Origin of the sequence: Brenneria tiliae (assembly GCF_023347575.1) — a bacterium.
Taxonomy (GTDB): Bacteria; Pseudomonadota; Gammaproteobacteria; order Enterobacterales; family Enterobacteriaceae; genus Brenneria; species Brenneria corticis.
In genome coordinates, this window is sequence record NZ_JAKPCB010000093.1 from 25,093 (window position 1) to 49,041 (window position 23,949).

Annotated in this window: 25 protein-coding genes and 1 pseudogene; 22 read left to right on the forward strand and 4 right to left on the reverse strand. The window is 42.2% G+C overall.

The features are described from left to right. Positions 1 to 6 precede the first annotated feature (6 nt). The 12 genes from MFP24_RS07105 (at position 7) to MFP24_RS07160 (ending at position 12,167) form a co-directional block, all read left to right on the forward strand. A complete protein-coding gene (locus MFP24_RS07105; protein ID WP_249232745.1) occupies positions 7 to 1,152 on the forward strand; it encodes a DegT/DnrJ/EryC1/StrS family aminotransferase in 1,146 nt (381 codons plus the stop codon). After that, the gene (locus MFP24_RS07110; RefSeq protein ID WP_249232746.1) at positions 1,145 to 2,029 is read left to right on the forward strand and encodes a sugar phosphate isomerase/epimerase family protein; all 885 of its coding nucleotides are present in this window, start codon (positions 1,145 to 1,147) and stop codon (positions 2,027 to 2,029) included. The genes MFP24_RS07105 and MFP24_RS07110 overlap by 8 nt, the downstream gene beginning before the upstream one ends. Then, entirely contained in the window at positions 2,026 to 3,300 is a 1,275-nt protein-coding gene (locus MFP24_RS07115) for a M20/M25/M40 family metallo-hydrolase (protein ID WP_249232747.1), read from the forward strand. The genes MFP24_RS07110 and MFP24_RS07115 overlap by 4 nt, the downstream gene beginning before the upstream one ends. A gap of 46 nt (positions 3,301 to 3,346) precedes the next feature. Next, on the forward strand, positions 3,347 to 4,426 hold the full coding sequence (locus MFP24_RS07120; protein WP_249232748.1) for an Ldh family oxidoreductase: 1,080 nt from the start codon (positions 3,347 to 3,349) through the stop codon (positions 4,424 to 4,426). Further along, a complete protein-coding gene (locus MFP24_RS07125) occupies positions 4,423 to 5,352 on the forward strand; it encodes a Gfo/Idh/MocA family protein (RefSeq protein ID WP_249232749.1) in 930 nt (309 codons plus the stop codon). Before MFP24_RS07120 ends, MFP24_RS07125 begins: the two co-directional genes overlap by 4 nt. Next, a complete protein-coding gene (locus MFP24_RS07130) occupies positions 5,339 to 5,776 on the forward strand; it encodes a DUF6917 domain-containing protein (protein WP_249232750.1) in 438 nt (145 codons plus the stop codon). The genes MFP24_RS07125 and MFP24_RS07130 overlap by 14 nt, the downstream gene beginning before the upstream one ends. A 14-nt stretch (positions 5,777 to 5,790) precedes the next feature. Then, positions 5,791 to 6,507 carry a phenylalanine--tRNA ligase beta subunit-related protein gene (locus MFP24_RS07135; protein ID WP_249232751.1) on the forward strand — a complete coding sequence of 239 codons (717 nt, stop codon included), beginning with the start codon at positions 5,791 to 5,793 and terminating at the stop codon, positions 6,505 to 6,507. Beyond that, positions 6,485 to 7,729, forward strand: coding sequence for a tryptophan synthase subunit beta (trpB, locus tag MFP24_RS07140; protein WP_249232752.1), 1,245 nt, complete (start codon positions 6,485 to 6,487; stop codon positions 7,727 to 7,729). The genes MFP24_RS07135 and trpB overlap by 23 nt, the downstream gene beginning before the upstream one ends. After that, positions 7,726 to 8,532, forward strand: a complete 807-nt coding sequence (gene trpA / locus MFP24_RS07145) for a tryptophan synthase subunit alpha (protein WP_249232753.1) — start codon at positions 7,726 to 7,728, stop codon at positions 8,530 to 8,532. Before trpB ends, trpA begins: the two co-directional genes overlap by 4 nt. A gap of 56 nt (positions 8,533 to 8,588) precedes the next feature. Further along, on the forward strand, positions 8,589 to 9,515 hold the full coding sequence (locus MFP24_RS07150) for a DMT family transporter (protein ID WP_249232754.1): 927 nt from the start codon (positions 8,589 to 8,591) through the stop codon (positions 9,513 to 9,515). A 32-nt stretch (positions 9,516 to 9,547) separates the two neighbouring features. Beyond that, complete coding sequence (locus MFP24_RS07155) at positions 9,548 to 10,777, forward strand: ATP-grasp domain-containing protein (protein WP_249232755.1); 1,230 nt, start codon at positions 9,548 to 9,550, stop codon at positions 10,775 to 10,777. Positions 10,778 to 10,874: 97 nt separating this feature from the next. Next, positions 10,875 to 12,167 (forward strand): nucleotide sugar dehydrogenase, encoded by a 1,293-nt coding sequence (locus tag MFP24_RS07160; RefSeq protein ID WP_249232756.1) that lies wholly within the window; start codon positions 10,875 to 10,877, stop codon positions 12,165 to 12,167. Between the two features lie 138 nt (positions 12,168 to 12,305). On the opposite strand, the pseudogene MFP24_RS07165 reads toward MFP24_RS07160, so the two are convergent. After that, positions 12,306 to 12,998, reverse strand: a pseudogene (locus MFP24_RS07165) (IS1 family transposase). Positions 12,999 to 13,833: 835 nt separating this feature from the next. Here MFP24_RS07165 and MFP24_RS07170 point away from each other — a divergent pair. The 5 genes from MFP24_RS07170 (at position 13,834) to MFP24_RS07190 (ending at position 17,354) form a co-directional block, all read left to right on the forward strand. Then, positions 13,834 to 14,784, forward strand: a complete 951-nt coding sequence (locus MFP24_RS07170; RefSeq protein ID WP_249232757.1) for a hypothetical protein — start codon at positions 13,834 to 13,836, stop codon at positions 14,782 to 14,784. Positions 14,785 to 14,918: 134 nt separating this feature from the next. Then, a complete protein-coding gene (locus MFP24_RS07175; RefSeq protein WP_249232758.1) occupies positions 14,919 to 15,104 on the forward strand; it encodes an AlpA family transcriptional regulator in 186 nt (61 codons plus the stop codon). Between the two features lie 24 nt (positions 15,105 to 15,128). After that, on the forward strand, positions 15,129 to 16,574 hold the full coding sequence (locus MFP24_RS07180) for a ParB family protein (RefSeq protein ID WP_249232759.1): 1,446 nt from the start codon (positions 15,129 to 15,131) through the stop codon (positions 16,572 to 16,574). Continuing rightward, positions 16,571 to 17,155: a DUF2857 domain-containing protein gene (locus MFP24_RS07185; protein WP_249232760.1), complete on the forward strand. Its 585-nt coding sequence runs from the start codon at positions 16,571 to 16,573 to the stop codon at positions 17,153 to 17,155. Before MFP24_RS07180 ends, MFP24_RS07185 begins: the two co-directional genes overlap by 4 nt. Beyond that, positions 17,145 to 17,354 carry a TraR/DksA family transcriptional regulator gene (locus MFP24_RS07190; protein ID WP_249232761.1) on the forward strand — a complete coding sequence of 70 codons (210 nt, stop codon included), beginning with the start codon at positions 17,145 to 17,147 and terminating at the stop codon, positions 17,352 to 17,354. The genes MFP24_RS07185 and MFP24_RS07190 overlap by 11 nt, the downstream gene beginning before the upstream one ends. Before the next feature lie 219 nt (positions 17,355 to 17,573). On the opposite strand, the gene MFP24_RS07195 is transcribed toward MFP24_RS07190, so the two are convergent. Both MFP24_RS07195 and MFP24_RS07200 read right to left on the reverse strand, forming a co-directional pair. After that, a complete protein-coding gene (locus tag MFP24_RS07195) occupies positions 17,574 to 18,071 on the reverse strand; it encodes a hypothetical protein (RefSeq protein WP_249232762.1) in 498 nt (165 codons plus the stop codon). A 60-nt stretch (positions 18,072 to 18,131) separates the two neighbouring features. After that, positions 18,132 to 18,659, reverse strand: coding sequence for a hypothetical protein (locus tag MFP24_RS07200; RefSeq protein ID WP_249232763.1), 528 nt, complete (start codon positions 18,657 to 18,659; stop codon positions 18,132 to 18,134). Positions 18,660 to 19,129: 470 nt separating this feature from the next. Between MFP24_RS07200 and MFP24_RS07205 the strand changes: the two genes are divergently transcribed. The 3 genes from MFP24_RS07205 to ssb are packed head-to-tail and all read left to right on the forward strand — an operon-like array spanning position 19,130 to position 20,847. Continuing rightward, complete coding sequence (locus tag MFP24_RS07205) at positions 19,130 to 19,951, forward strand: PFL_4669 family integrating conjugative element protein (RefSeq protein WP_249232764.1); 822 nt, start codon at positions 19,130 to 19,132, stop codon at positions 19,949 to 19,951. After that, on the forward strand, positions 19,944 to 20,468 hold the full coding sequence (locus MFP24_RS07210) for a DUF3158 family protein (RefSeq protein WP_249232765.1): 525 nt from the start codon (positions 19,944 to 19,946) through the stop codon (positions 20,466 to 20,468). The genes MFP24_RS07205 and MFP24_RS07210 overlap by 8 nt, the downstream gene beginning before the upstream one ends. Then, positions 20,446 to 20,847, forward strand: coding sequence for a single-stranded DNA-binding protein (gene ssb, locus MFP24_RS07215; protein ID WP_249232766.1), 402 nt, complete (start codon positions 20,446 to 20,448; stop codon positions 20,845 to 20,847). Before MFP24_RS07210 ends, ssb begins: the two co-directional genes overlap by 23 nt. Positions 20,848 to 20,942: 95 nt before the next feature. Here ssb and MFP24_RS07220 read toward each other — a convergent pair whose 3' ends face one another. Beyond that, positions 20,943 to 21,866, reverse strand: a complete 924-nt coding sequence (locus MFP24_RS07220; protein ID WP_249232767.1) for a LysR family transcriptional regulator — start codon at positions 21,864 to 21,866, stop codon at positions 20,943 to 20,945. Positions 21,867 to 21,975: 109 nt separating this feature from the next. Between MFP24_RS07220 and MFP24_RS07225 the strand changes: the two genes are divergently transcribed. Next, positions 21,976 to 22,878: a DMT family transporter gene (locus MFP24_RS07225; protein ID WP_249232768.1), complete on the forward strand. Its 903-nt coding sequence runs from the start codon at positions 21,976 to 21,978 to the stop codon at positions 22,876 to 22,878. Then, positions 22,847 to 23,836 (forward strand): hypothetical protein, encoded by a 990-nt coding sequence (locus tag MFP24_RS07230; RefSeq protein WP_249232769.1) that lies wholly within the window; start codon positions 22,847 to 22,849, stop codon positions 23,834 to 23,836. The genes MFP24_RS07225 and MFP24_RS07230 overlap by 32 nt, the downstream gene beginning before the upstream one ends. Positions 23,837 to 23,949: the final 113 nt, after the last annotated feature.

Below are 23,949 nucleotides of genomic sequence, written 5' to 3' on the forward strand. Positions count from 1 at the left end.
ATCACTATGACAATAAGTTTCTTTAATTATTCCGGACGGTATGAAAGTTTGCCTCAATTACTTCCGGAGCTAATCACAAGACACTGTTCGGATGGACAGTTTATCCTTAAAGAGTCTGTACTATCTTTTGAAAGAAGCCTTTCCCAATATTTGAAAAAACGAGGAAATAACACAGACGATGTCTATTGTACAGCAGTAAGTTCTGCTTCATATGGTATGATCATTGCCCTGAAAGCGTTGAATATTGGCCCAGGTGATGAGGTCATTACGCCTGCATGGTCATACATATCAACGGCTAGCAGCATTGCTTCTGTTGGGGCAACTCCCGTCTTTGTTGATGTAGATCCCAATACCTTCATGTTGTCTCCACCACTGGTAGCCACCCGTGTTACGAAGCATACCAAAGCAGTGATTGCGGTTCATCTATACAGTCATATGGTTAATATCGCTGAACTGAGAGCGGCCCTCCCAGAAAACGTATCAATTGTTGAGGATAGTGCTACTTGCCTTGGAGGTAGAGCTCACAACAAGGCTGCTGGTTTAATGGGTGATATCGGCGTTTATTCTTTTTTTCCTGCCAAACCCTTGGGTGGGCTTGGTGACGGTGGAGCTATCATAACTCACAATAAACAATTGTACCGGATATGCAAAATGTATAGGAATCATGGTCAGGATGGCCAAGTAAGATTCACGCATTTCTTATTGGGTTATAACAGCCGAATGGATGATATTAATGCTGCTTTTCTTGAAATGAAATTACCTCTATTGGATTCAAATAATGAGCGTCGAAGGGCCATAGCTGATAAGTACGATAAAGCTATTGATGGTATAGGTTGGAAACGGCAATCGGAAGCATTTACTTCGGGGAATATTGAAGAAGTACCTTATAGCTATGTTTTTCTGGCCACTAACCCGAAAACATTAATTAATTATCTACGTGAAAAATCAATTGAGGCGAAACCGGGTTTTCCGCTAGCATTAACTTCGCAACCGGCGTTTTCACCTTGGGTAGATAGTAAAAATGTATACATCAATGCAAACGATATTGCTGAACATGCAGTTGCACTACCGCTTTATCCAGAAATGACCAATCTCGAGGTATTTGAAGTTATTGAGGCTTTGAAGGCCTTCTCAAGGAGTGAAAATGATTGAGAGGATGTCTGGCTTATCAGATGAAGCTGGATGGGATCTGGCAACCCAAATTCGGGCACATAGGAGTCTGAACTGGAAGTATATCGAACTACGTAACATATCCGGACAACCTGTAGATACATTAACTGGTTCGTTGGCCGCTAATGTTGCACGTCAGCTTGATGATGCTGGTTTAAAGGTTAATTGTCTCGCATCGCGAATCGGTAACTGGCAACGTTCTGTGGATTATGATTTCGATACTGAGATTGGAGAGTTGACAAGACTTATTGAGATAAGCCAATTGACTGGTAACAAACATATTCGAATAATGTCCTATCTGAATAATGGTTACTGTGATGAGAAATGGCGTGATCTTGCTATTAATCGAATTGTAAGGTTGGTTGATTTGGCGGCTCAAGGTGGTATAGAGCTTGTGCACGAAAATTGTAGTGGATGGGCAGGAATTAATGCCCAGAACGCTAAATACTTACTAGATAGTATTGATTCTCCTTACTTAAAATTATTGCTTGATTTAGGTAATGGACTATCCTATCAAAACTATCCAGAAGAATTTATTCAGAAATCATTTAACCGAATTGTTCACGTACATATAAAAGATGGTATAAGAAAGAAGAATGGAAATGTCTTTTATACTTTTCCTGGTCAAGGAGTGGCCCGATTAAAAGAATTAATCATACATTTACTTAAATTGGGTTATAAAGGACTTTTTGCGATTGAACCACATATTGATATAATTGTTCATGCTAAGCAAGAAAGATTGAACAGGTATGGATTAAATAAAAATTATCTTACTTATGGTCGAATGTCACAGGAACTTGTCTATGATGCAATGGAAACTGCTTTAAATTCGCCTTCATTCTATAAGGGGGAAATGTGATTAATCAACCTCTTTTATTTAACAAAGACTCTCAAGATTTACTGATAAAACTATTAGAGATCAATACAATTACGCCAATGGAAACAGGCGTTGTTTCTCAGTTAGAATCTGCGCAAGAAATTTACTGTACTCATGCAATATCTTTTGGTTTAGAAAAAATTGCTCAGTTATCTGGGAGGGGGAATGCTGACATCCCTCTTTCAGTAAGGGAAAAATATTGTTCATTAGGTGAGGTTTTTTTCACAAATCAACCATCCATCGTATTAGGCGCAGGGCAATGGGAAGACCGTGATAACACAATCATGTTTAATTTTCACATGGATACTGTTGGGCCAATTCTACCTGTAAAAATACAGAATGGCGTTATTAGTGGTCGAGGAGTTATTGATAATAAAGGGCCTGGTGTAGCAGTTTTGTCAGCAATAAAGTATTGGCTGGAAAATAAGGAAAATAATGATAATACAGGAGTACTCATCCAGGCAGTTGGAGGGGAAGAAGGTGGTGCCATGGGAACTTACGGGAGTAAGATTCTATTTGAAAAGGGTTATTATGGTACACTAAATCTATTCGTTATACCTTCAGAAGCTAAATATTATGATTGTTCCACAACATCAATGACCGTTGAATTCACGGTCAACGGGAATGGCACAACAGACGATTCACCTTGGGCTGGGCACAATGCTACCCTTATCCTATCTTATCTAACTGTCATGTTGTCAAAAGAACTTGCGTCTGAGTTGAATAAATATAAAGTAAAAATGACAGTCGCCGGTATTCACACTGGTGAAATGCATAACAGGGTTTATGGCAGCGGGAAAATGCTAATTAATTTCTCCTATCATTCTATTGAAGATGGGGTAATTATAGAAGAGCTTCTTGAGGGAGGGGTCACTAAAGCAAAAAGGTATTTCAAAAAACAATTTGGACTATTAGAACTATTTCGGGTGTCGGCAGGCGATATTGAACAAATACTTTCCTATAGATGGCTTAAAAAAGGATTACCTGTTTTAAAAAATCGGAATGTAACTTTTGAAGATATGCTCGCTAAGGTTGGTATTGTTCGGCACGTTAACGAAAAGCAAACCTTCACATGCGATGCAATGTGGGGGCAGCGTGAAGACTGTTATTCCATTATGTATGGCCCCGGGTCTTTGGAATTAAATGGAGCACATACAGCAGAGGAAGAAATTTCAATTGAACAGCTTGAATCGTTTAGTCAAACTATTCTGAGGTTACTTGATGAATTCAGTCAGTCACGGAATAAACTGTAATGCAGCTAACCCCTACTTCACTCTATATAAACATGTAGGTGATCAAATGAAAGATATTTTTGTCGGAGTGCAACAATTAAGGAATTTTATTGAGACAGTTTTTATCCATGAGGGCGTTCAAACTATGGCAGCAAAGCAAGCCGCTGATACTCTTCTCTACGCCGACTTATCAGGACTGGATACGCATGGTGTCCTCAACTTGCTCTCTATCTACATTACTGGTATCCGAGATAGGCGCATCGACATTTCAGCAGAAATGACTGTTCTTCGTGATCAGGAGGCTGTTATGGGTTTGAATGCTAATCGTATGCTTGGTTTAAATGCTGGTGAAAAAGCCATGCACAATGCGATTCACAAAGCCAAAAAGTTTGGTGTTGGCGTTGTGAGTGTTTGCAATAGTACTCATTTTGGTGCTGCGGGATATTATTCACAATTAGCACTGTCGGAAGATATGTTAGGGTTAGCGATGACTAATCTGGGAGCTGAACCTGTTGCTCATGCTATGGGAAGTAGGCAACCAGTTATTGGTACTAATCCTCTATCTCTGGCCGTTCCTGTAGATAGACTACCAGATTTCGTTTTAGATATGAGCACTACGATTTGTGCTAGTGGGAAAATCAAACAAGCCAGAGAGCGTAAGTGCAACATTCCTAAGGAGTGGTTATACGATAAACATGGCGATCCAGTAACCGATCCGGATGCTTATTATTCTAAAAAAGCTTTTTTGCCTGGTTTAGGGGGATGGGAGAAAACCTCCGGAGGTCATAAAGGATTTGGACTAAATATGATGGTTGAAATACTTTCAGGTGTATTATCCGGTGCGGATGTTTCTTTATTAGAAAAACAGAACGAATGTAACAATATAGGCCATTTTTTCTTGGTACTAAATACCGCATATTTTATGTCTGTTCCCGCTTTCAAAAAGCGGATGATGAGGATGTTAGAACGATATTTAGAAACAAAAATGTTTGATAATTTTCCACCTTTGCATTACGCAGGATATCCCGATGAGATTCTAAGGGATAAGCGTAATAAATTTGGCGTTCCTATACCGGCTACTCTATTCGAAGAACTCAACGTGCATGCGCAGCAGAATAATATACAACTTCTGGAGTCGATATTATGATTAACATCGGGATTATTGGGTTGGGTGTGATTGCGAAATATTATTTGGCCGCATTAGTGAATTCAAATATCGCAATACTCAAAGGTGTATGTGACCTGAATCCTCAAAAGATTTATGCCTATTTATCGACTCAAATTGCTGTTTATACAGACTATAGGGATCTATTGAAGGATCCAGAAATCGACGCCGTTATCATCAATCTCCCAAATAGTTTACACTTTACTGCATGTAAGGATGCGTTAGCTCATGGAAAGCATGTCTGCTGTGAGAAGCCATTGACCTTGAGTGTGAATGAAGCGAAACAATTACAGCATATAGCTAAAGCTGCTAACCGTACCCTATTTACTGCATTCCACCGTCGCTACAATCAACCAATGATTGAATTGAAAGCCAAGCTACCCTCTTTCGAAGGAGTGGCTAAAGTAGAACTTTACTACCTGGAAAAAATAGAGGAACACGCAGGTCATGACACTTGGTATTTGGATCCTGCGGCATGTGGAGGCGGCTGTATTGCAGATAATGGCCCTAATGCATTTGATACACTTATATGGTTAATAGGGGCATTATCAGTAAAAAATGTTTCTATCACACGAGATGAAAAAGAGCTTGATATTAAGGCCGTTATTGACCTAGAAAATAAACAAGGAATCATGATTAGAACATTTTTAGACTGGACCTATCCACAAGGGGAGGACAAAAGAGTCGTCATTTTTATGAAGGATGGGACTACGTTATCTGGTGATATGCTGCAAGGCTGCACGACCTTCAAGGCTTCTCTTTTTCATGAATATGAGAGGGTGATAGATGATTTCTCTCTGCATATAGCGGAAAAGCGGGGATCAGGTGAAGAAGGTATTGCAGCTGTTGAATTGGTTAATGAATGCTATGACTTAGATAAAAAGGTTCGATTATATGAATTATCATGAAGCGAAATTTAGGAGTGAATCAATCGGTAATAAAGTGATTGTTTCGGGACAAATTGTCAAAAAGCTCTTTCATAAACAAAATGATCGAGGAATGACGTTGATCGAATTTTCATCTCGATGCGTCAGAAGAGGAGAAATTCATGAACTTGTAACCACGACCCACCATTCATTAAAACCAAGAGATCTCATTGATAAGGTCGGTTTTATTGGTTTTATCGAGATTAAAAATCCCGGAGTTATAGAAAAAAATGACTTAGTGTTTGCTGGCGAAAGTTATGTTGGTCGAGTCATTGGTTTTGATGAATGTCATTTCCCAAATCATTATAATATCCTAATTGAATCGGACCAATTGTTCTGTGCCAATGATTTTAATCTACGTCTCACAGAAATAATCACATTCATTGATCCAATCGAATTTAAGTGAAGGCAGGACGAAAAATGTTAAGTCTAGATATCGAAAATGAACGCAATGATAAATTAAACGTCATAGAAATCGGAAAATCATCTTTGGTACAAGATCGTTTTCCTGATGTGAGAGTCTTTGGAGTAAGATTATTTATTGATAAAATAAAAAATAAAAGTTGGAATGAAATTCTCAAAACTATCCATGAAAAATGGAGAGGAAAAAGTCGATCAGATGTACTGAATGGGGGGGAGCAAAAGTATTATGCTGATTTTATGAGATCTCTCGGGGTTGATATTAAAAAACAACCACCTTCGGTGGCAAATTTAATTATTCGCTGTCTAATTAAAAATGATATTCGTTTCCCTAATATTCATCCTGTAGTCGATGCCGTTAATATTTCAGCCGTGCAAACAGAGATATCATTAGGCGTATTTGATGCTGAATGTGTAGAAGGGAATTTACAATTGAGCTTTAGTAAAGGAGGAGAAAAATTTCTTGGATTGGGAGCAGACAACTCAATCGAACTTGAGGCAGGAATATTAATATTGCGAGATACTTCAAAAGTACTCTCTTTGTTTTCCGTCCGCGACAGTCAATCTCAAGCTATCCGTACTTCAACTCGAAGTGTTTGGCTACTTGCGTGTCAAGTGCCGGGCATTACACAGACTGCTGTTTTTTCGGCTATCGAACAGGCAGTTAAGAATCTGGAATCTATTGGAGTTCAGTATGAACAATCAACAGCAAACTAGTAAAGAAGGAAACTATGCAAGCTTTTCGAATATGTCTGCTTATTATGGTGAATATGGTGGCTGCTTTGTACCAGAAACACTTATGCCAGCAATTGAAGAGATTGTTTTTCAAATTGATGAGATAACTCAATCACCTGATTTTAAATTACAACTATGTGAACTTCTGGAGGAATATGTCGGGCGTCCTACCCCTTTAACATTTGCCAGAAATTTATCGGAGCACTTGGGTTTTAATATTTGGTTAAAGCGAGAAGATCTTGCACATACGGGAGCCCATAAAATTAATAACGCGTTGGGTCAGGCGTTGTTAGCTAAAAAAATGGGGAAAACACGTATTGTGGCGGAAACTGGTGCAGGCCAACATGGTGTTGCAACAGCGACAGTGTGTGCCCTTCTTGGTCTTAAGTGCACCATATATATGGGGGCGGTGGATATAGCACGTCAAAAGCTAAATGTCTTCCGTATGGAAATGCTTGGTGCAATTGTTGTTTCTGTTGAAAATGGCGCCCGTACGTTAAAAGATGCTATAAGCGAAGCTATCAGGGATTGGGTTACTAATGTTGCAGATACTTATTATTTGCTTGGTTCTGCACTCGGGCCCCACCCTTATCCTAGGATAATTCGTGAGTTTCAAAAAATTATTGGTATTGAAGCAAAACAAGCGTTTCAAAAAAAGTTTCCGGGTGAACTACCAAAGGCTGTTGTGGCATGTGTCGGGGGAGGCTCCAATGCTATTGGGCTATTCCATACATTCATTGATGAGCCTGGAGTCCGTTTAATTGGCGTAGAAGCAGCAGGTGAAGGCATTCCCTCAGGCCATCACTCTGTACGTCTGGCAGATGGGGTAGATACGAAGCCTGGAGTTCTTCAAGGTTGCTACTCCTTTTTAATGCAAAACAGTGAGGGGCAAGTACAAGAAACTCATAGTATTGCTCCTGGACTTGATTACGCTATGGTAGGGCCTGAACACGCACACTTATGGAAAAAAGGTCGGGCAGAATATGTCAGTGCGAGTGATGATGAAGCACTTGCAGCTCTAAAATTGCTGACGAAATTAGAGGGTGTGATTCCTGCCTTAGAGAGCGCTCATGCTATTGCTGGATTGATCAAGTTAAAAAATACCTTCCTACCTCGCGATAAAGTGATCGTTAATATCAGTGGTCGTGGTGATAAAGATATGCTCGCCATATTTGAGCGTGATAAAAATAGGGGATATCTATGAATACGATGTTTATCAATGAAATTGACAGAAAATTTGCAGAAACCAAGAAGAACGGTAGAGCTGCAATTATGCCTTTTCTTACTATGGGGTATCCTGAAAAAGAGTTATCATTATCACTACTTGAGACTCTATCTGCAAATGGAGCCGATATTATTGAAGTAGGAATACCTTATAGTGATCCTCTTGCTGATGGCCCTGTAATACAGCATTCTTCACAACTGGCACTGGATAACGGTATCACTCCCGATCAAGTATTTGATATTTTATCTGCGTATAATGAGAAAAAAAACTCTGCAATCCTTGTAATAATGACTTACTATAACATTCTTCTACAAAATGGTTTAGAAAACTTTGCAATTCAATGTAAGAAAGCAAATGTGTCTGGCGTGGTTGTCCCTGATTTACCGCTTGAAGAGTGTGCTCAGTTAAAAAAAATCCTTAACAATAATAAAATACACTTTATTCATTTTATACCACCTAATATATCAGAGGAACGAATAAAATTAATTGCCAGTCAGGCTACGGGATTTATTTACCTTATTTCTGTGACAGGCGTTACGGGTAAGCGCAAACAGATGGATCCTAATTTGGAAATAATTGCCAAATCAATTAGAAAATATACACGGACACCTATAGCCCTAGGTTTCGGTATTAGCAATGCTAAACAAGTTGCACAGGCGTCAAAAAATGTTGATGGTGTAATTATAGGTAGCGCATTGATTGAAGAAATCAAACAACCTTCTTGTGCTATAGAACGTGCTTCTAAGTTTATGCGTGCTGTATCTGACTATTCAGCAACGTGAACTAATAAATGCTGACAAGGAACAATTGTTAACAAATAGATTATAGAGACCATACAATGAAAGACAGGCACACAGCATATATTGAGTTATCGCTGGCAATGGCTATTGTTGGTAGTTTATCTGTAGTTGGTAAAAAAGTTATCACCGTATTCCCTGTCATGCTTTCCAGTGTATTAACACTTGGAATTGCATCTGTCGGAATGTATCTTATTCATTTATGGATTGTAGGAAAAGTCCCAAAGATTACCGCGGCCCAATTTAAGTATCTTTTTCTTCAAGCATTTTTTGGTGTTGTTTTATTTCGTGTGTTTTTTCTGTATGGCCTTTATTGGTCTTCTGCTTCAATGGTTGGAATACTAATTGCGCTAACTCCAGTTGTAATAGCATTGCTGTCAATATTTTTACTCAGAGAAAAAGTTAATTTTTATGTTATTTCTTGGATTTTTGTGAGTATTACAGGAGTAATTATCTGCCAATCCTCTCAGTTTATTCTCAACAGTGGTTGGTCGACGACAGCAGGTATAGCGCTTTTTTTATCCGCAATGATTTGTGAAGGATTATTCACGGTCATTCGAAAAAAAATCTCCTATGAGCCACTCAATCCTATTACATCCAATTTTTATTTATGCACTATTAGGGCGATTCTCTTCTTGCCTCTTGGACTTTATGACTTAAAAAAATTCTATTTGTTCAGCCATAATATGGCCGATTGGATTCCAATTATTTATACAGCTGTATTTGTTAATATCGCTTCTTTTGTGCTTTGGTTCAAAGGGGTTGATAAGATTGATGCAACCACAGTTGGTATATTCACAATAGTAATGCCAGTTACATCAACTATACTTTCCGCCCTTATTTTAAAAGAACCAATTACTCTTTCTGTGATGCAAGGTATTTGCATTGCAATATTTGGGCTTTTGCTTGTTATAATGCCGACAGGTAAACTCTTAATGATTGTTAACCGGCATAAGAGAAATCTTTGATGATTTAACTTGTTCAATGAGAGGATAATACAATGAATATTGTCATTATCAACCGAAGGTTTTATGGATGGAATTGGGATAACCGATATACAAACTATTATGGGGTGATTGATCATCGTTCTAATCAAGTTTTTTATGTCGTTGATGGCAAGAGTATTTTGGGACTTCATCTAAATGAAAAAATGTCATCGCAGATAATTGAATTAGAGTCATTAAACGATATTAAATCTGTTAAACAAGCTGTGCGTGACATCAATCTCAGAACACCGGTAGATAGAATTGTTGCGTTGAATGAAGAAGACATATTGATAGCTTCCGAACTACGAGATGAATTAAATATTTTAGGAGACCGCGAAAAAGATGTGAATAAATTCCGCAATAAAATGCTAATGAAACGAATATTAAAACAACATGGAATTGCTATACCAGCATTTACTTCTGCTTCTAATGTTGACGAGATTATTGAAAAATTTGGATTTCCTGTGGTATTAAAACCTTTAGATGGTGCCTGCTCAAGGGGAGTGAAAATTTGCCTTTCACAAACTATGCTTGATAAAGACATTGCTGAAATTAACGAACAACTTGATAATTACGAGGCTGAACAATTTATTGATGGAAACATTTTTCATCTTGATGGTTTCATGGCTGGGGGCAATTTGATCTTTTGCCAAGTACATCAATACTACAATAGTTGTTATGCATTTGCTAATGGAATTCCAGTTGGTGTAATGATGATGGATGACACTAATGATCAGCAAATTGAGTTAAAGAGTTTTGCAAAAAATTCACTCAATGCTCTGGGATTGCACCTCGGTGCATTTCATTTGGAATTATTCATCGATAGTCATCAGAATATTCTTTTTTTAGAAGTTGGGTCGAGGGTTGGTGGAGCTTTTTTTGCTCAATGCATTGAAAAAAGATGGGGGGTAAATCTATTCGAAGAAAGTATTAGATTACAAATTTATGGAAATCTTGATATTAATAAATTAAAACACGCTAAAGCACAAGATAAATTATATGGGTGGCTTCTATTTCCTATTCCTGACTGTGCTGATTGCTATGTAAAAAGCATAAGTTATCCAACCAAGAATAAGTTACCAAACATTCTTAACGTTATGCATCCAATTATTGGAGCAAAAATAGACAAAACCGGCGGGTATATTCATACCGCAGGTGCTTTTTTGTTCGAAGGATATTCACAAAACGAACTATTGCAGACGATAGAATATCTTATTAAAGAATATACAATTCGATATTTTTAATGCAATTGCCGTTTTGTCAATTCTAAAAGATAGGTAATTAACTGTAATGCATGTGATATTTAATAGGTTTGTCGTAATGTTAAATAAGGATTTAACCATGAAAAATATGCATCATCGTACTATTTCAGTTATTGGTTTGGGTTACGTTGGTTTACCGGTTGCAGTTGCTTTCGGTAAAAATCGACAGTGTATTGGCTTTGATATCAATACGAGAAGGATTGAAGAGTTAAAATCAGGAATTGATTTGACGAGAGAGGTTGAATCAGACGAGCTAAAGTCTGCTGACATTCTTTTTACGACTCAATCAGAAGATATTGCTAAGGCTGATTTTCATATTATTTGTATTCCCACTCCTATAAACAACTCAAAACAACCTGATTTGGCCCCTCTAATTAAAGCTTCAAAAATTGTTGGAGGGAAAATTAAAAAGGGTGATATAGTTATTTATGAGTCTACTGTTTACCCTGGCACCACTGAGGAAATATGCGTTCCTGTGTTAGAAAACATGTCAGGTCTGGTATGTGGGACGGATTTCCATGTTGGTTATTCACCAGAAAGAATTAATCCTGGCGACAAGCAACGTCGATTTACAAATATTTTAAAGATAGTATCAGCTCAGCAAGCTAATATCCTTGACATTATTGCTGATGTGTATGGTTCTGTTGTCAAATCTGGCGTGTATAAGGTTGGAAATATTAAGGTCGCGGAAACAGCGAAAGTAATTGAAAATACTCAACGTGATCTGAATATAGCATTGATGAATGAATTGGCAATTATCTGTAATCATCTGGGGATTGAAACATCTGAGGTATTAGAAGCAGCAAGTACCAAATGGAATTTTTTAAATTTTAAGCCTGGTCTAGTCGGGGGGCATTGCATTGGCGTTGATCCTTATTATCTTACATACAAAGCGAAATTATTAGGATATCAACCAGATGTAATTCTTGCTGGGCGAAAGATTAACGATGGCATGGGGGCATATATTGCCTCTTTAATCGCAAAAAAAATGACAAAGCAGGGGCTCCTTTTAAATGAGGCTCGGATTTCTATACTTGGACTTACATTCAAAGAAAACTGTCCAGACATCCGTAACTCTAAGGTTATCGATTTGATTGAAGGATTGAAATCATGGGGATTTGATGTCTTGGTCAATGATCCATATGCTAATGTACAAGAAGTGAAGCAAGTATATGACATTGATTTAATCCCATTAGAAGAGTTATCGGATATGGATGCCATAGTGATTGCTGTTGCACATGATGTTTATACTAAAATGACTGTTGGTGAATTTGAGTCTATTGCAAAAAAAGATAGAACTATTTTTGATATCAAAGGCGTCACACATAATAATGACTTTCATGGCAGTAATTTGAATACATGGTATTTATGATATATATTTGTATTTTACACCAACTGTTTTTAACTTCATCCCATTGTTTAAGCAGACCTGTTCATCCGTGTCTGCTTTTTTTAAAAAATCTACTCATAGGTATTTCACATCTATATATTTCATGGGTAATACATCCAATTAGTAGAACATGTATTTTTCTATGAAGGCTCCGATGACCTTTTCATGAATTTCAACAGAGCGTGAGAAGCAGATGGTTCTGCGGGCCAACCGTTTGATTCGGGTTCTCATCGTCAGGTTGTTGCGCTCAATGCGCTGAGTAAAAATCTTGCCGGTCAGATGCTTTTCCTTCAGTACCTCTCTGGCATAACTCCCCCAGTAATCGCTGGTTATCGTGTCAATGTTAAAGGGGGGTTAGCAGTGCCAGTAATTCATGACAGGTTTCATCAGTACGTGGGCCAAAAGTGTAGGCCAATACCCCACCCGTTTTCGTGTTATATACATACCATAGCCAGTGCTGGCGAGCTTTACTGCCGACAAAGCTCCATTGTTCGTCGAGTTCGCAGATAAGTGCTACATCAGCATGGGCCACCGGAGATGACAACTCGTCGTGGCGAGAGTTTTTTAAAGTCTGGATGACGGTGTTAATGCCAACTTTCAGTGTCCTGGCGGTATCACGAACGCCTGCCCCGTTGAAGGCCATTTCGGTAATCTGCTCTTTAACACCGGGCTTACGGGCTTCGTAAGCGTAAGTGAGTGAAGCACCCGGTGACAGTCACGGCAGCGGAATCGGTCATGTCCTTTCGGGTTTTGCCCATGACGATAAACCTGAGCAGACTGACAACGGGGGCAATGAACATTAACACTGACCATTCGAGAATCTCAAAAAGCGAATATTATAGGCATCACCAAAGGTATCATTTCCCGCAGCGGCGTAAATAATGCCGTAGTCGCACTGGCTAACAAAAATCCCCAGGTGGCTTGGGCGCTTGTAAACCAGAAAACAGAGTATAAGAGTAACCTACTGATTTTAATAAGTCCAAAGAGTTGATGTGCTGACAGGTATAACCGACTCTCTGTGAACCTGACAAATAGCTGGACCATAGCAGGCCATTGCGTTAATGAGGCCCGAGAGTACGGATGTTCATCTGGACCCACGAAGCCGAATATATGTGTGTGACTACTTTGTCAGAAAAAGAACTGTCCGTGCTTGCATCGGATAAGTGTCCATATAACTATTTAGCTCCCACACAGTCTTCAACATTAATTCATGTAATTATTTACTCAGACGGGCAGGATAAGGTCACAATTGTTTTTATACAACATTCGATGATTAACCTGAATCAATATTTATGATCTGATAATGATTTCATCAGCGAGCTGTTATTATATTTTTGTTCCTTTAGTGTTATCTTTTTGATATTCAATAACTGCGTCAGTCAACAAATATCTCCTACTCACTTATCGATATACTATTTTTAATCTTGTGCACCATCATTGCTGACTGCAATGATAGGGAAATGTTTAGAATCTTTAAAAGAGTAATACCAGATTACCATCTATTGTGAAAAACAGCCAAAATCTATCCTTCGATGATGAAATTAGATTGTATCCGTTTTTTTGTCAGAAGGCTATGTAATTAAGGAACACCGTCTAGCAATGTTTTCTTCCATCACAGTAAAATTCGTCATGTAAAAGGAGATACATTATGAAAAGCCATAATATCCTCTTTAGTTCAAAAAACAAGATGTCGAACTGGGTTACTATACGAGAAGCGGTCAAAATCATGAGAGAAAGGATAAACATTGATATAACAGATAGTGACATTTATCGTAATGCTTTAGATGGAAATATTTTTCTTTCCATTTATTTCCAATCTCCAGTCATATTAAAAAAATTAAAAACATCAGCCCATAAAGTAAAACTTCGGCCAACAGGGAAGTCACTAATTAACCGACTATGCCAGCTTGACAAAAACTGTTTTCTTTGTGGGCGAAATTTAATCGTCAGTACCAAAGATGGATACATTATCCCAACACAAAGGATTATTGACACAGCGTTAATAGGATATGAGTATGTCATAGTACAACAATTACTAGCTCGTTCCCTAAACATCCCATTACCCATAATGGGAGCAAATGAAATCAACTATGGTATTTCCGTCACTCTCTCTAGGGAGATATTTCAGGTATTCGAAAAAGTCACATGGCAGGAAAGGATAAAACAACAAATCATGCGGCTACCTGAAAATATCGCACTGGATATTAACGAGAGAATTTCCTCCCATCCTCAAAGGATAAGCAGAGGTTGCCACAGTGAATATTTCCCGGTTCATGACTTACCACAGGATGCCTGCTTCGTCATCCGGTATGCTGAACTTGAGAAGCTAATCAACATGCCCGTTAAAAATGAAATCTCCCCTGTAGCTTCTACTCCAACGCGGATATCTACCCCATTATCCCGCCTGTTCTGGCTCTCTTGCAAACATAATGAAACCATCAGACCATTGATTAACCAGCCTTATAAACTGCTGTCCATCTTTGAACAATGGGCATCATCCGATGGCATCACCGATCGACTAAATGGCGACACACTAAAAACTGCTCTTGAGCGCGGTTCACCACAGACCTCTTCCTTTAGGATATCTACATCAAGATGAGTACTATTCGCCTGAAAAACCCGTATTAAGGGTTTTGCAATCCTTAATACGGGTTCATCAACTTTATCCCTGCCTATACTTTATGTTGTCGTGTTATCTCCGGGCATAACTCATTTCTGCCACAGGAGGACACTGTGACATCACATCAGCTATTACGTCTGAAACAGGTTGAAGAGAAAACCGGTCTAAAACGCTCGCAAATCTACCTGTATATGAAAAGCGGCGACTTTCCCCGCTCGATTAAGATCGGTCCGGCCAGTGTGGCGTGGCTCGAATCTGAAATTGATGAATGGATCAATCTGAAATTAACCAACCGTTAATCATTTATTCAGGGGGAAAGGATTATGAAAGATAATCAGGGCACCCTTTTGTCGGTAACGCTGGACCAACTCAGGGCTTTTGAGTTCGATCCCCGAATCACCCGCAATCCCAATTATGAGGAAATCAAAGCCTCAATTAAAAATCGCGGGCTCGACCATCTACCGCAAATTACCCAGAGACCTGGCGAACGTCATTATATTATCTTCAATGGCGGCAATACCCGACTGGCTATTCTGAATGAACTCTGGCTGGAGACGCAGGATAAAGTATTCTGGGATATCACCTGCCTGTTCCACAAATGGCTGTCCGGTCCTGTAGAGCGCGGTAATTTACACTGCCTGCTCGGTCATCTGGTCGAGAATGACCTGCGAGGTTCACTGACATTTATTGAAAAATCCCTGGCCGTACAAAAAGCGGCTGATATTTGCGTGTCGCTCTATGGTGCGATGTCCCAAACAGAATTACTCCAGAAACTTGATCAGGCCGGCTATGCAATCCACCAGTCGGTATACAGCAGGATGACAGCGACGATTAACTATCTCCTGCCCCATATTCCGGATTTGCTGTACAGCGGTCTGCCTAAAACCACCATTGAAAGGTTATTAATGCTGCGCGCCTGCACATCAAAATTCTGGGATACCCAGTATCAATCTGTCGCTGGCAAACCTGACTTTAATGATGTCTTCGCTATGGCGCTTATCCCCTTTAATGGCCCGCTGGCGGGTTTCTCGTATGACGGTATTCGGGACGAACTGACGGGACTTATCAGCCAGGCGCTGGAGATCGATTACAATGCCGTGGCATTGATCACCGATGCCGGGGCTCAGAAACGCCAAATACTATTGGGATCACCAACCCCAACACTCCCTGAGATCAACGAACAACGCCGTTATCAACCTGAGGTCAGAACGGCCCTGACATCCCCCCGCAATACGGCGGATGAAGTACCGGAACAACATAACGAACCTTTTTATGATTCTCACGCCGAGCCCGGATCTGCCCCTTCTGTCAAGACCCATGCTGTCGGGAAAGAGGAACAGGAAAGCGAAAGCGGGAATACCACCGATACTGTTCCGGCGAAGATATCGCCCGGGGAACGCCCGGAGGCCGGATGGGTTATCGAGCCAATCTTTGACACCACCGATGATCTGCCATCGCTTGCCGAACAAACGGCATGGGAACTGGCGGCAAAAGCCGGTCTGGAACATCTGATACAACCCTCGCGGGAAAACGGCTTTGATTTGGCGGAGCCAGACAACCCTTTGTCGAATGAGGCTCGTACCTATTGGCAACTTCTGTCTTTTCTGGCGCAAAAAATGGGGGGCGCCGCGTCACTGTGGCAGCATTTATTACTGGGCTCAACCATGGCGCCAGCCGGATTTGGCGACGATGTGGTCATAAATATTTTCCAGTTGATCCGTCTGCTGCGCCGCCTGCATGAGAAACAGCGGGAGGAGACACCATCATGATCCCGTCACTGAACTACGCGGTATTGACTGACGTACTGCATGCGCTGAAAGAAGGCAACATTCGCTACTGCGAAGCGCTGGGTTTCACTTACGACGAAATGAACGCCATCAATCAGTTATCTCTTGACGAACTGTTCATCGTCAGCCGTGCAGCCGCTCAGTTTATGAACGTCACTATCCACCATGAAGTTCTACGCCAGATCCTGGCTCAGTCTCGTCAGGAGGTACTCCTGCAACAACAGATTAACCGGGCCATCACCCTGGGCGGTTCGATTGAGCTTCTGAACCAGTATTTTGGCCTGTCTTCTAATGAAATCAGCGCCCGACGCCGGTTACTGGGTATCTCTATTTCCCAAGGGCGGACGCAAATTCCGGATGAAGATACCGATGCTGAAATCTGGGTACGTTGGCAAAAACGCCGCCCGGAAAACATCGACTCGCTCAACGCACTGGACGTCATGATGCAAGTCACCGAAGAACTCTCATCACAAGATGAGGGCCCATCGCTCACCGTGATCTGGAACCGCATCACGCTTTGCGAAAAGGAAGCATCAGACAGGAGGAAATCACATGCCGGATGAAATCGATCGCGATCAGGAATTCAATGAGCAGCAGTTGGAAAAGCTTATCGAAGAAAACCGCTTCAGACCTACTGCAACGCCATCATTGTCTTACTGTCGGATATGCGGGGAACGCATTCCCGACAAACGGCGTGAGACGTTGCCCGGCGTAACAACGTGTATTGATTGTCAGGTAAAGCTTGAACGCCAGATGCGCTGAGCGTCATATGTCTTACGTGCGGAGGGATATCCTTCTCCGCACGTTTTTTTGTTATCGATTCAATTAGGAATAACTAAAAAACACCTAACTTTTATTCTGGGAAAAAACCGACGCTCAAGCATTTTTTAACCAGACGTACAATCCCCAGAAGTCTGGCAACGAATCACAATATGGAAGAACATGCATTGCCCAACAAACGTCGGCACATCAACATGCTTATCAGGCATTATCCAGCGACTTCATCAGCACCGAGCATAAATCTGTGATCCGACGCTTATCGTTTTCATCGCTAAATCTGTCGGCAAGACCAGGGATACCTTGACTCTTATCTCCGAAGAGATATTCCTTTGTGATTGGCCCTTTTAAATACCCGTCCACACGATCCATTGCTATCAAACTTGCGAGCTGGTTTATATCGCTAAAATTATCAGTCGGATATCCCATTGTTTTTAGGAAAGCTTTATCATTTTCCGTCAAACATTCCTCTGTATTACACATCACATATGACTGACCAGATGCAAATACCCCAGTGGAATATTTCGGTTTAAAGTTATTATCATCGCTTAATGACTTAACTTCATTCTCTATTTTATTTTCGCTTTCTGATTTTATTTTCTGTTCTTTTAAAATATCACTAAATAAAACAGTATTACTGTTATCTTTTTTCGTGAATTCAGACGAAATCTTATTTATCCCACTAACATCAGAAACAAGCATATTACACCTCATCAGTAAATAAAGGCCCAGCGTCCCTGGCGTCGCTAAGCCCGATTCTACCTAGCTATAGAAAACGGTGCAATCATAACCATCAATGTAAGGAGGATTAAACAATCCCCCGGTGAGGTTTCCCACTTTCATTTGTAAGGTTAACCTACAGTTTGCCGGGATATTAGCGCCAGTCGTAACAATCGTATCACTACCTGATGCAGTAAGATCAGCGGTCCAAGACTGCGTTCCAGCAGCATTTGATATGACCATTCTGACACTAATCTGACTGGTCCAGTTACCAAATCCATTCCGATCATAGTTGTAATCTATATGGTCAACAACACCTGTCGGAGTAGAGCCCAACGGAGCCAACGTTGAACCGGCAACCCAGAAACCACCCGATGTCGGTCTTGGCCCCAGCCCAGAACGATACCAACTACTCAGTGCCAGGGTATCTGCCAGTGATTTTTCTGCTTCAGCGAGTTGTTTTAAAAAAATGGAAAGTTCAGGTTCTTCTTTTTCAAGATCAATCTGAACCGGTTTGATTACATTATTCGATTTTACAATACCATTAGGTGGAAGAATTAACTTATTCATTTGAAGGACTCCATTTCAGTTATCGAATAAAATCATTAGGCACTTAACTCGTACCAAATAAAGTATCGTTCTCTTATCGATAAACATCAATTAACGCAATTAAAAATTAAAGTTTTTTCAGTGAATAATAGCATGCGATACATTTTTTTCGTGACTGGTATTTATAAGAGAGCCACAGTTTAAATATTTCGACTACCGAGAGAAATATAAATTTCTATTTTTCAGTGGAATACGAACATCAGCAATAAATTATAGCTTTTACCGATTAATATCTCAGTTTCAAACGGAAATGGTCTAAAAATATTCTGGCAGAATATTTTTAGACCGTTTCCTATCAATAATAAAAAAGTCAAAATTAAAACCTATCAAACCACTCCACCCATTTCCTTCATTTTTATAATTGGTTTTGCTATATCACCCCGGAATAAGCTGTAACACCCTGTCCGCTCCTTCATTCGCAGGAGCCTCTCATGAACGAAAACGAACAGCAAGGCGGTCGGGATAATTACCGTCTCACCAGCGGCCCGTTACGCAGCGCCATCACCATCGAACTGCACACCCATCTGGCGACCCGGCTGTGGCAGGGACGACAGGCAAATCCGGACGAAGATGTCCACGGCATCATAGGGATGCCGCGTTTCCTGAATATCATGAATATCCTCCGGCTGGATGCTATCACCGACAACCCCTATGCCGATATCTGGATGCTGAGGCTGGAAGAACGGTTACTGTCCGCTAGGGAGGAAATGAACGCATTAATCGGCAGTATGGACGCCGTATTCGCCCAGATCCCGGAAATGATGACCGTTGAAAGCTGCCTCAGTATCCAACCTGCGCGGTTCCCAGTGTTTGCCGCTTCCCAGTTAGGGTTTATTGCCGTCTATCTGCTGACCGATTTCGACAAGCTGATGCGCAACCTGATGCTGGCGAATCACATGGCGCTGATTAACCGCGTGGAGCTCAACGACATTCGTCAGCGCGGCGGCAACCTGATCCGCAGTATTTTTGTGCTGGCCCAGAAATACCGGCGTATTCCCGTTACCCGGCAGGATATCCGCGACGGCAATGCCCGCGCACAGGTGGCGGAAGAATTAGCGGGTCCCGTGCCGGACGATATCTTTGACGGCTCCCGACGCTCGGCCTATGCGCCACCACTCCGGTCTGCCTCAGAGGATAAACCTGAATCGGTGGCTGATATTCCGGCCTCTGCACCTGATCAACCTTCCACTGATGGGCCAGACCTTGACGTATCGACGGTTACTGCGACAGAGCCCGGAGACGACGATGACTGATCCAGCCTCCAGATACCAGGCGCTGACCCGCGAGGACTGGCTTGCTTACGAAAGCTGTCTAAAAGGCCTTTTAAGGGTAAGGGAGCCGCAATTATCAGCGCAATCTGCGGCAGACGCGGCGGCGACCCTGCACCAGCTACAGACGCGGATCATTCACCGTGCCTGGCGCTGGCCGTTACGAAACTTACCCTTGCTGTTATGTCGTGGGCCAGCCCGCTCTGGTGCAAATTTTCTGCGCTGGCGCAATCAGCAGAACAATCGCTCCGGCACACCGGCATGGCGCGCGCTGCTACAGGACGCCTCACAACCGCCGCAAACCAGGGACGCGCTGCTAGCGATTGAACAGGATCGGATCCTCTTCAACATGCAGATGTCGATAATCACCTTCCTGCTACGCCAGATCCGCGAATGCTCTCTCAAAATGGCTGATGCCCGTTCAGCCGCGCTATCGGCGTCAGCCTCCCCTGCAACACATCAACACGAGGATAATCACTATGGCCCAACGTGGATTGAATAAAGTCTGCCTGATCGGTTTTCTGGGGCAGGATCCGGAGGTGCGTTATACGGCGGATAAACAGCCGGTCGCCGTTTTTTCGGTCGCCACCGGGGATGTCTGGAAAGACAAGGAAACCGGGGAAACCAAAGAACGCACCCAATGGCACCGGATTGTGGTGTACAACAAACTGGCGGAAATCGCGGCAAAACACCTGAAAAAAGGAACGCAGGTGTATCTGGAGGGACGGCTACAGATCAGAAAATGGCAAGACAACCTGGGCGCGGAGCGGCTGTCCACCGAGGTGGTTATCGATATTAACGGCACGCTGCAGATGCTGGGCAGTAAACCTGATACAGACAAAGAACCGGGATCCTCTCCTGAAACGGAAAATAACGAGTAACTCGCTCTGGTGACGCCCTGACGGGCGTCATTCTTTTTTTACCGTATTTATAAATGCATTCCAACGAATTTCCAGAAGCAGAATATGACAAATAATCAGACTGCTATGGAAACAGGTTCCGACTCCCTCAGTGTGAATGCTGCTGATTGTCTCAAATAATTTGAAAATTGTTCGAACATGTCGCCATCAGAATTTATCTTTATGGATAGTTTCACTTCTGGCAGCTCAGGAAACCCCTCCACGGGTGTCAGAATGACGTGATCCCGGCCAATGGCGCTACGTGGCAAAATTCCAATTCCCAGCCCCGTTGAAATTGCTCTCCTGATATTTTCATAGGATGCGCTTTCGTAGGCGTGGAAAATGGGTTTGCCAATATTTCCCAGCGTCTGTAATGCAACGTGACGATACGCGCAACCATCGGGGAAAGACACAAGCGCAATTTCCTCAATGTCATGAAACGCTAATGGGGCATGGCTGACCCAGTGCAGTGGCTCCCGCCACAATACCTCGTGAGGCCCTATTCCGTCGTTCTCTATTGTGTGCTTGTAGATGGCGACGTCCAAATCCTGGTTTGCCAATAGCTTCAGCAAACGCGCCGACAGCGCTGAAACCACTTCAATGCGTAAATTCCGGTTCAACGACAGGCAATGAGATATTGCGCCATGCAGCTCCGCAATCCGGAAATCATCCGGGACGCCAAGCCGAATACGGCCTGAAAGCCTGGGACGCTTCATCGTACTGATGGTGTCGTCCAAATGCATCAGGATCTCACGGGCGGCGGGCAACAATCGCTGCCCGTCAGCGGTCAGACCGACAATATGCCCCTGACGCCGTTCAAGCAGCCGGCATCCCAAAATCTCTTCCAGCTTGCGCAGGCTTTGCGTCACCGCAGACTGAGTTCGATAAAGTTTTTCGCTGGCACGCTGAAAACCGCCATCTTCGGCAATAGAAACAAAAGCCCTCAGGTGCTCCAACGTTACTCGACGATCGCCAAGACCCACTGTTGTGATTGTCGCCATAACACCTCCCGATCGGTATTAATCAAAGTGATTATGAAAGCATCAATATTAATTTTCAACTGGACAAATGAGATGTAACGATGGCAACGCAAGAGATGGAGAAACGGTTATGAATAAGTCATGGCACTATGGGCTAGTGGTTCTTTTCAGCGTCATCTGGAGTTCTGCTTTTATTGCTGGTCGCTTTGCTATCGCCGACTATGGCCCGTTGACGACGCTGACGATCCGCTTTGTGATCAGCGCCATCATGCTGTTGCCCTTTTGCCTCCTACAGACGACTCGATTATTCGAACGACGCGCCATTGTCAATGGATTATGGCTTGGCGTGCTTAACAACGCCATTTATCTCGGACTAACGTTTTCAGCGCTAAAATTCATCTCCCCTGCGTTGGTTGTGGTCATCGTCAGCTGTGCGCCGTTTCTGACCATGATGCTTACTATGTCGCTCGGCCTGGAGCGCATTGGATTAAGGCAGGCGTCAGGCATTCTGTGTGGTTTTTTCGGCGTCATAATCATATCCGGCTGGCGCTCGGAAATGCATTCCAGTCTGACAGGCATCATTCTTGCCGTACTGGGTACGTTGGCTTTTTCTATCGGGACGGTTCTGTTTCGCAGTAACACACAAGGGCTGCGCGCACGCGACCTCAATTTCTGGCAATCCATTGCTGGCGTCGTATTGCTGCTGCCGATATCGGCCATTCTGGAATCAGCCCCTGAACGCCTATCCATATCATCGACCCTAGCCGTACTCTGGCTGGCTATCGTTGTGACTATGGGGGGCATGGCGCTCTGGTTCTGGCTTATCCGGACCGATGGCGCTGCTATTGCCTCTTCCTATCACCTCATGAATCCATTCTTCGGACTGCTGTTATCCCATTTTTTGCTCAATACCGAGCTCAAAGCAGAAGATTTTGCCGGTGCCAGCCTGATTGCACTCGGTTTGTTATTAACCCTGCGTAAGACAGAAAGAGGAAACATTAATGGAAAAACAACTTCACCAGCAAGACGCTGATTTTCATGCCTTAGATCTGGATATTGCTTCGTTCTTTGGGCTGACAGACACATCACACGTTAAAAAAATGGCGCACATCGGCCTGACCGCTCGCTCTTATCTGCCGAAGTTGGACGATCCACGCAGTGATTGGGTGGCAAGCGTTGCAGTCCCTGCTTTTCAGACACTGGCGAAAAGGGATATCCAGGCACCCAATTTCTGTACTATCGGAACCGGAGCCGGGCTTGATGCGCTGGCGGCTATTGAGATTCTCAATGCTCGAAATGTTGCTTTGACCGATTTACATAAAGACGTTGTTGCAATGGCTCGAGTTAATATTTTAAATAACCTTAAAACAGATCATGATGTTGCATTATTTTCAGGTGCTGGCGATCTGTTTCAACCGCTATCTGGTATTTCCCATTTATTTGATCTGATTTACGAGAATCTCCCCAATATTCCTATCCTGGGCGGGGTGGATTTATCAGAAGATCAGGCAAGTTCCACATTTATTGAAGATCGTTCCGAAGACATACCTGGTTTCGTATCACAAAACCTGGTTGCACTTCATTATCTTATTCTGCGAGAGGCCACGTCATTGCTTAATGATGGAGGACGTATTCTTTCATCTATTGGTGGACGAATACCTTTGGAGACTATTCTTAGACTAGCGGGTGAAACAGGTTATGATGGGAGAATACTAACATATACATGGAAAATACAGTCTGAGCCAGAAGAGGTCATTGGCGGCTATGCTCAATGGGAAAATCAAGGGCTGGGGCCTTTTCACTTTTACCCGATACATGTCCTTGACGACACTTTTAATAACATTTCTCCGGCGGAAGCGGGGCAAAGAGCAATAGAGATTGAGGCATCATTAAAATCGTACCAGTTAAATGCCACGACTGCTTTAGCAGAATACCAAAAGGGGATGAGTTTTGGACATACTGTCGCGGTACTGGAATCACGAAAGAAATGACATCATATGCGTGATTGTTTACCAAAATTATTATTATGTTGTTGTGTGTTGATATGATGAATTTTTTAATGTGATGAGCAAGCCCATCCGCCTAAAAGCGTGAGTATATTAAA

Coding starts and splice junctions, on each gene's coding strand:
- MFP24_RS07205 (WP_249232764.1), top strand. CDS start 19,130: ATGAACGAAAACGAACAGCAAGGCGGTCGGGATAATTACCGTCTCACC.
- trpA (WP_249232753.1), top strand. CDS start 7,726: ATGAATACGATGTTTATCAATGAAATTGACAGAAAATTTGCAGAAACC.
- MFP24_RS07200 (WP_249232763.1), bottom strand. CDS start 18,659: ATGAATAAGTTAATTCTTCCACCTAATGGTATTGTAAAATCGAATAAT.
- MFP24_RS07220 (WP_249232767.1), bottom strand. CDS start 21,866: ATGGCGACAATCACAACAGTGGGTCTTGGCGATCGTCGAGTAACGTTG.
- MFP24_RS07160 (WP_249232756.1), top strand. CDS start 10,875: ATGAAAAATATGCATCATCGTACTATTTCAGTTATTGGTTTGGGTTAC.
- MFP24_RS07210 (WP_249232765.1), top strand. CDS start 19,944: ATGACTGATCCAGCCTCCAGATACCAGGCGCTGACCCGCGAGGACTGG.
- MFP24_RS07120 (WP_249232748.1), top strand. CDS start 3,347: ATGAAAGATATTTTTGTCGGAGTGCAACAATTAAGGAATTTTATTGAG.
- ssb (WP_249232766.1), top strand. CDS start 20,446: ATGGCCCAACGTGGATTGAATAAAGTCTGCCTGATCGGTTTTCTGGGG.
- trpB (WP_249232752.1), top strand. CDS start 6,485: ATGAACAATCAACAGCAAACTAGTAAAGAAGGAAACTATGCAAGCTTT.
- MFP24_RS07105 (WP_249232745.1), top strand. CDS start 7: ATGACAATAAGTTTCTTTAATTATTCCGGACGGTATGAAAGTTTGCCT.
- MFP24_RS07155 (WP_249232755.1), top strand. CDS start 9,548: ATGAATATTGTCATTATCAACCGAAGGTTTTATGGATGGAATTGGGAT.
- MFP24_RS07230 (WP_249232769.1), top strand. CDS start 22,847: ATGGAAAAACAACTTCACCAGCAAGACGCTGATTTTCATGCCTTAGAT.
- MFP24_RS07195 (WP_249232762.1), bottom strand. CDS start 18,071: ATGCTTGTTTCTGATGTTAGTGGGATAAATAAGATTTCGTCTGAATTC.
- MFP24_RS07135 (WP_249232751.1), top strand. CDS start 5,791: ATGTTAAGTCTAGATATCGAAAATGAACGCAATGATAAATTAAACGTC.
- MFP24_RS07110 (WP_249232746.1), top strand. CDS start 1,145: ATGATTGAGAGGATGTCTGGCTTATCAGATGAAGCTGGATGGGATCTG.
- MFP24_RS07190 (WP_249232761.1), top strand. CDS start 17,145: ATGCCGGATGAAATCGATCGCGATCAGGAATTCAATGAGCAGCAGTTG.
- MFP24_RS07125 (WP_249232749.1), top strand. CDS start 4,423: ATGATTAACATCGGGATTATTGGGTTGGGTGTGATTGCGAAATATTAT.
- MFP24_RS07150 (WP_249232754.1), top strand. CDS start 8,589: ATGAAAGACAGGCACACAGCATATATTGAGTTATCGCTGGCAATGGCT.
- MFP24_RS07180 (WP_249232759.1), top strand. CDS start 15,129: ATGAAAGATAATCAGGGCACCCTTTTGTCGGTAACGCTGGACCAACTC.
- MFP24_RS07170 (WP_249232757.1), top strand. CDS start 13,834: ATGAAAAGCCATAATATCCTCTTTAGTTCAAAAAACAAGATGTCGAAC.
- MFP24_RS07185 (WP_249232760.1), top strand. CDS start 16,571: ATGATCCCGTCACTGAACTACGCGGTATTGACTGACGTACTGCATGCG.
- MFP24_RS07225 (WP_249232768.1), top strand. CDS start 21,976: ATGAATAAGTCATGGCACTATGGGCTAGTGGTTCTTTTCAGCGTCATC.
- MFP24_RS07130 (WP_249232750.1), top strand. CDS start 5,339: ATGAATTATCATGAAGCGAAATTTAGGAGTGAATCAATCGGTAATAAA.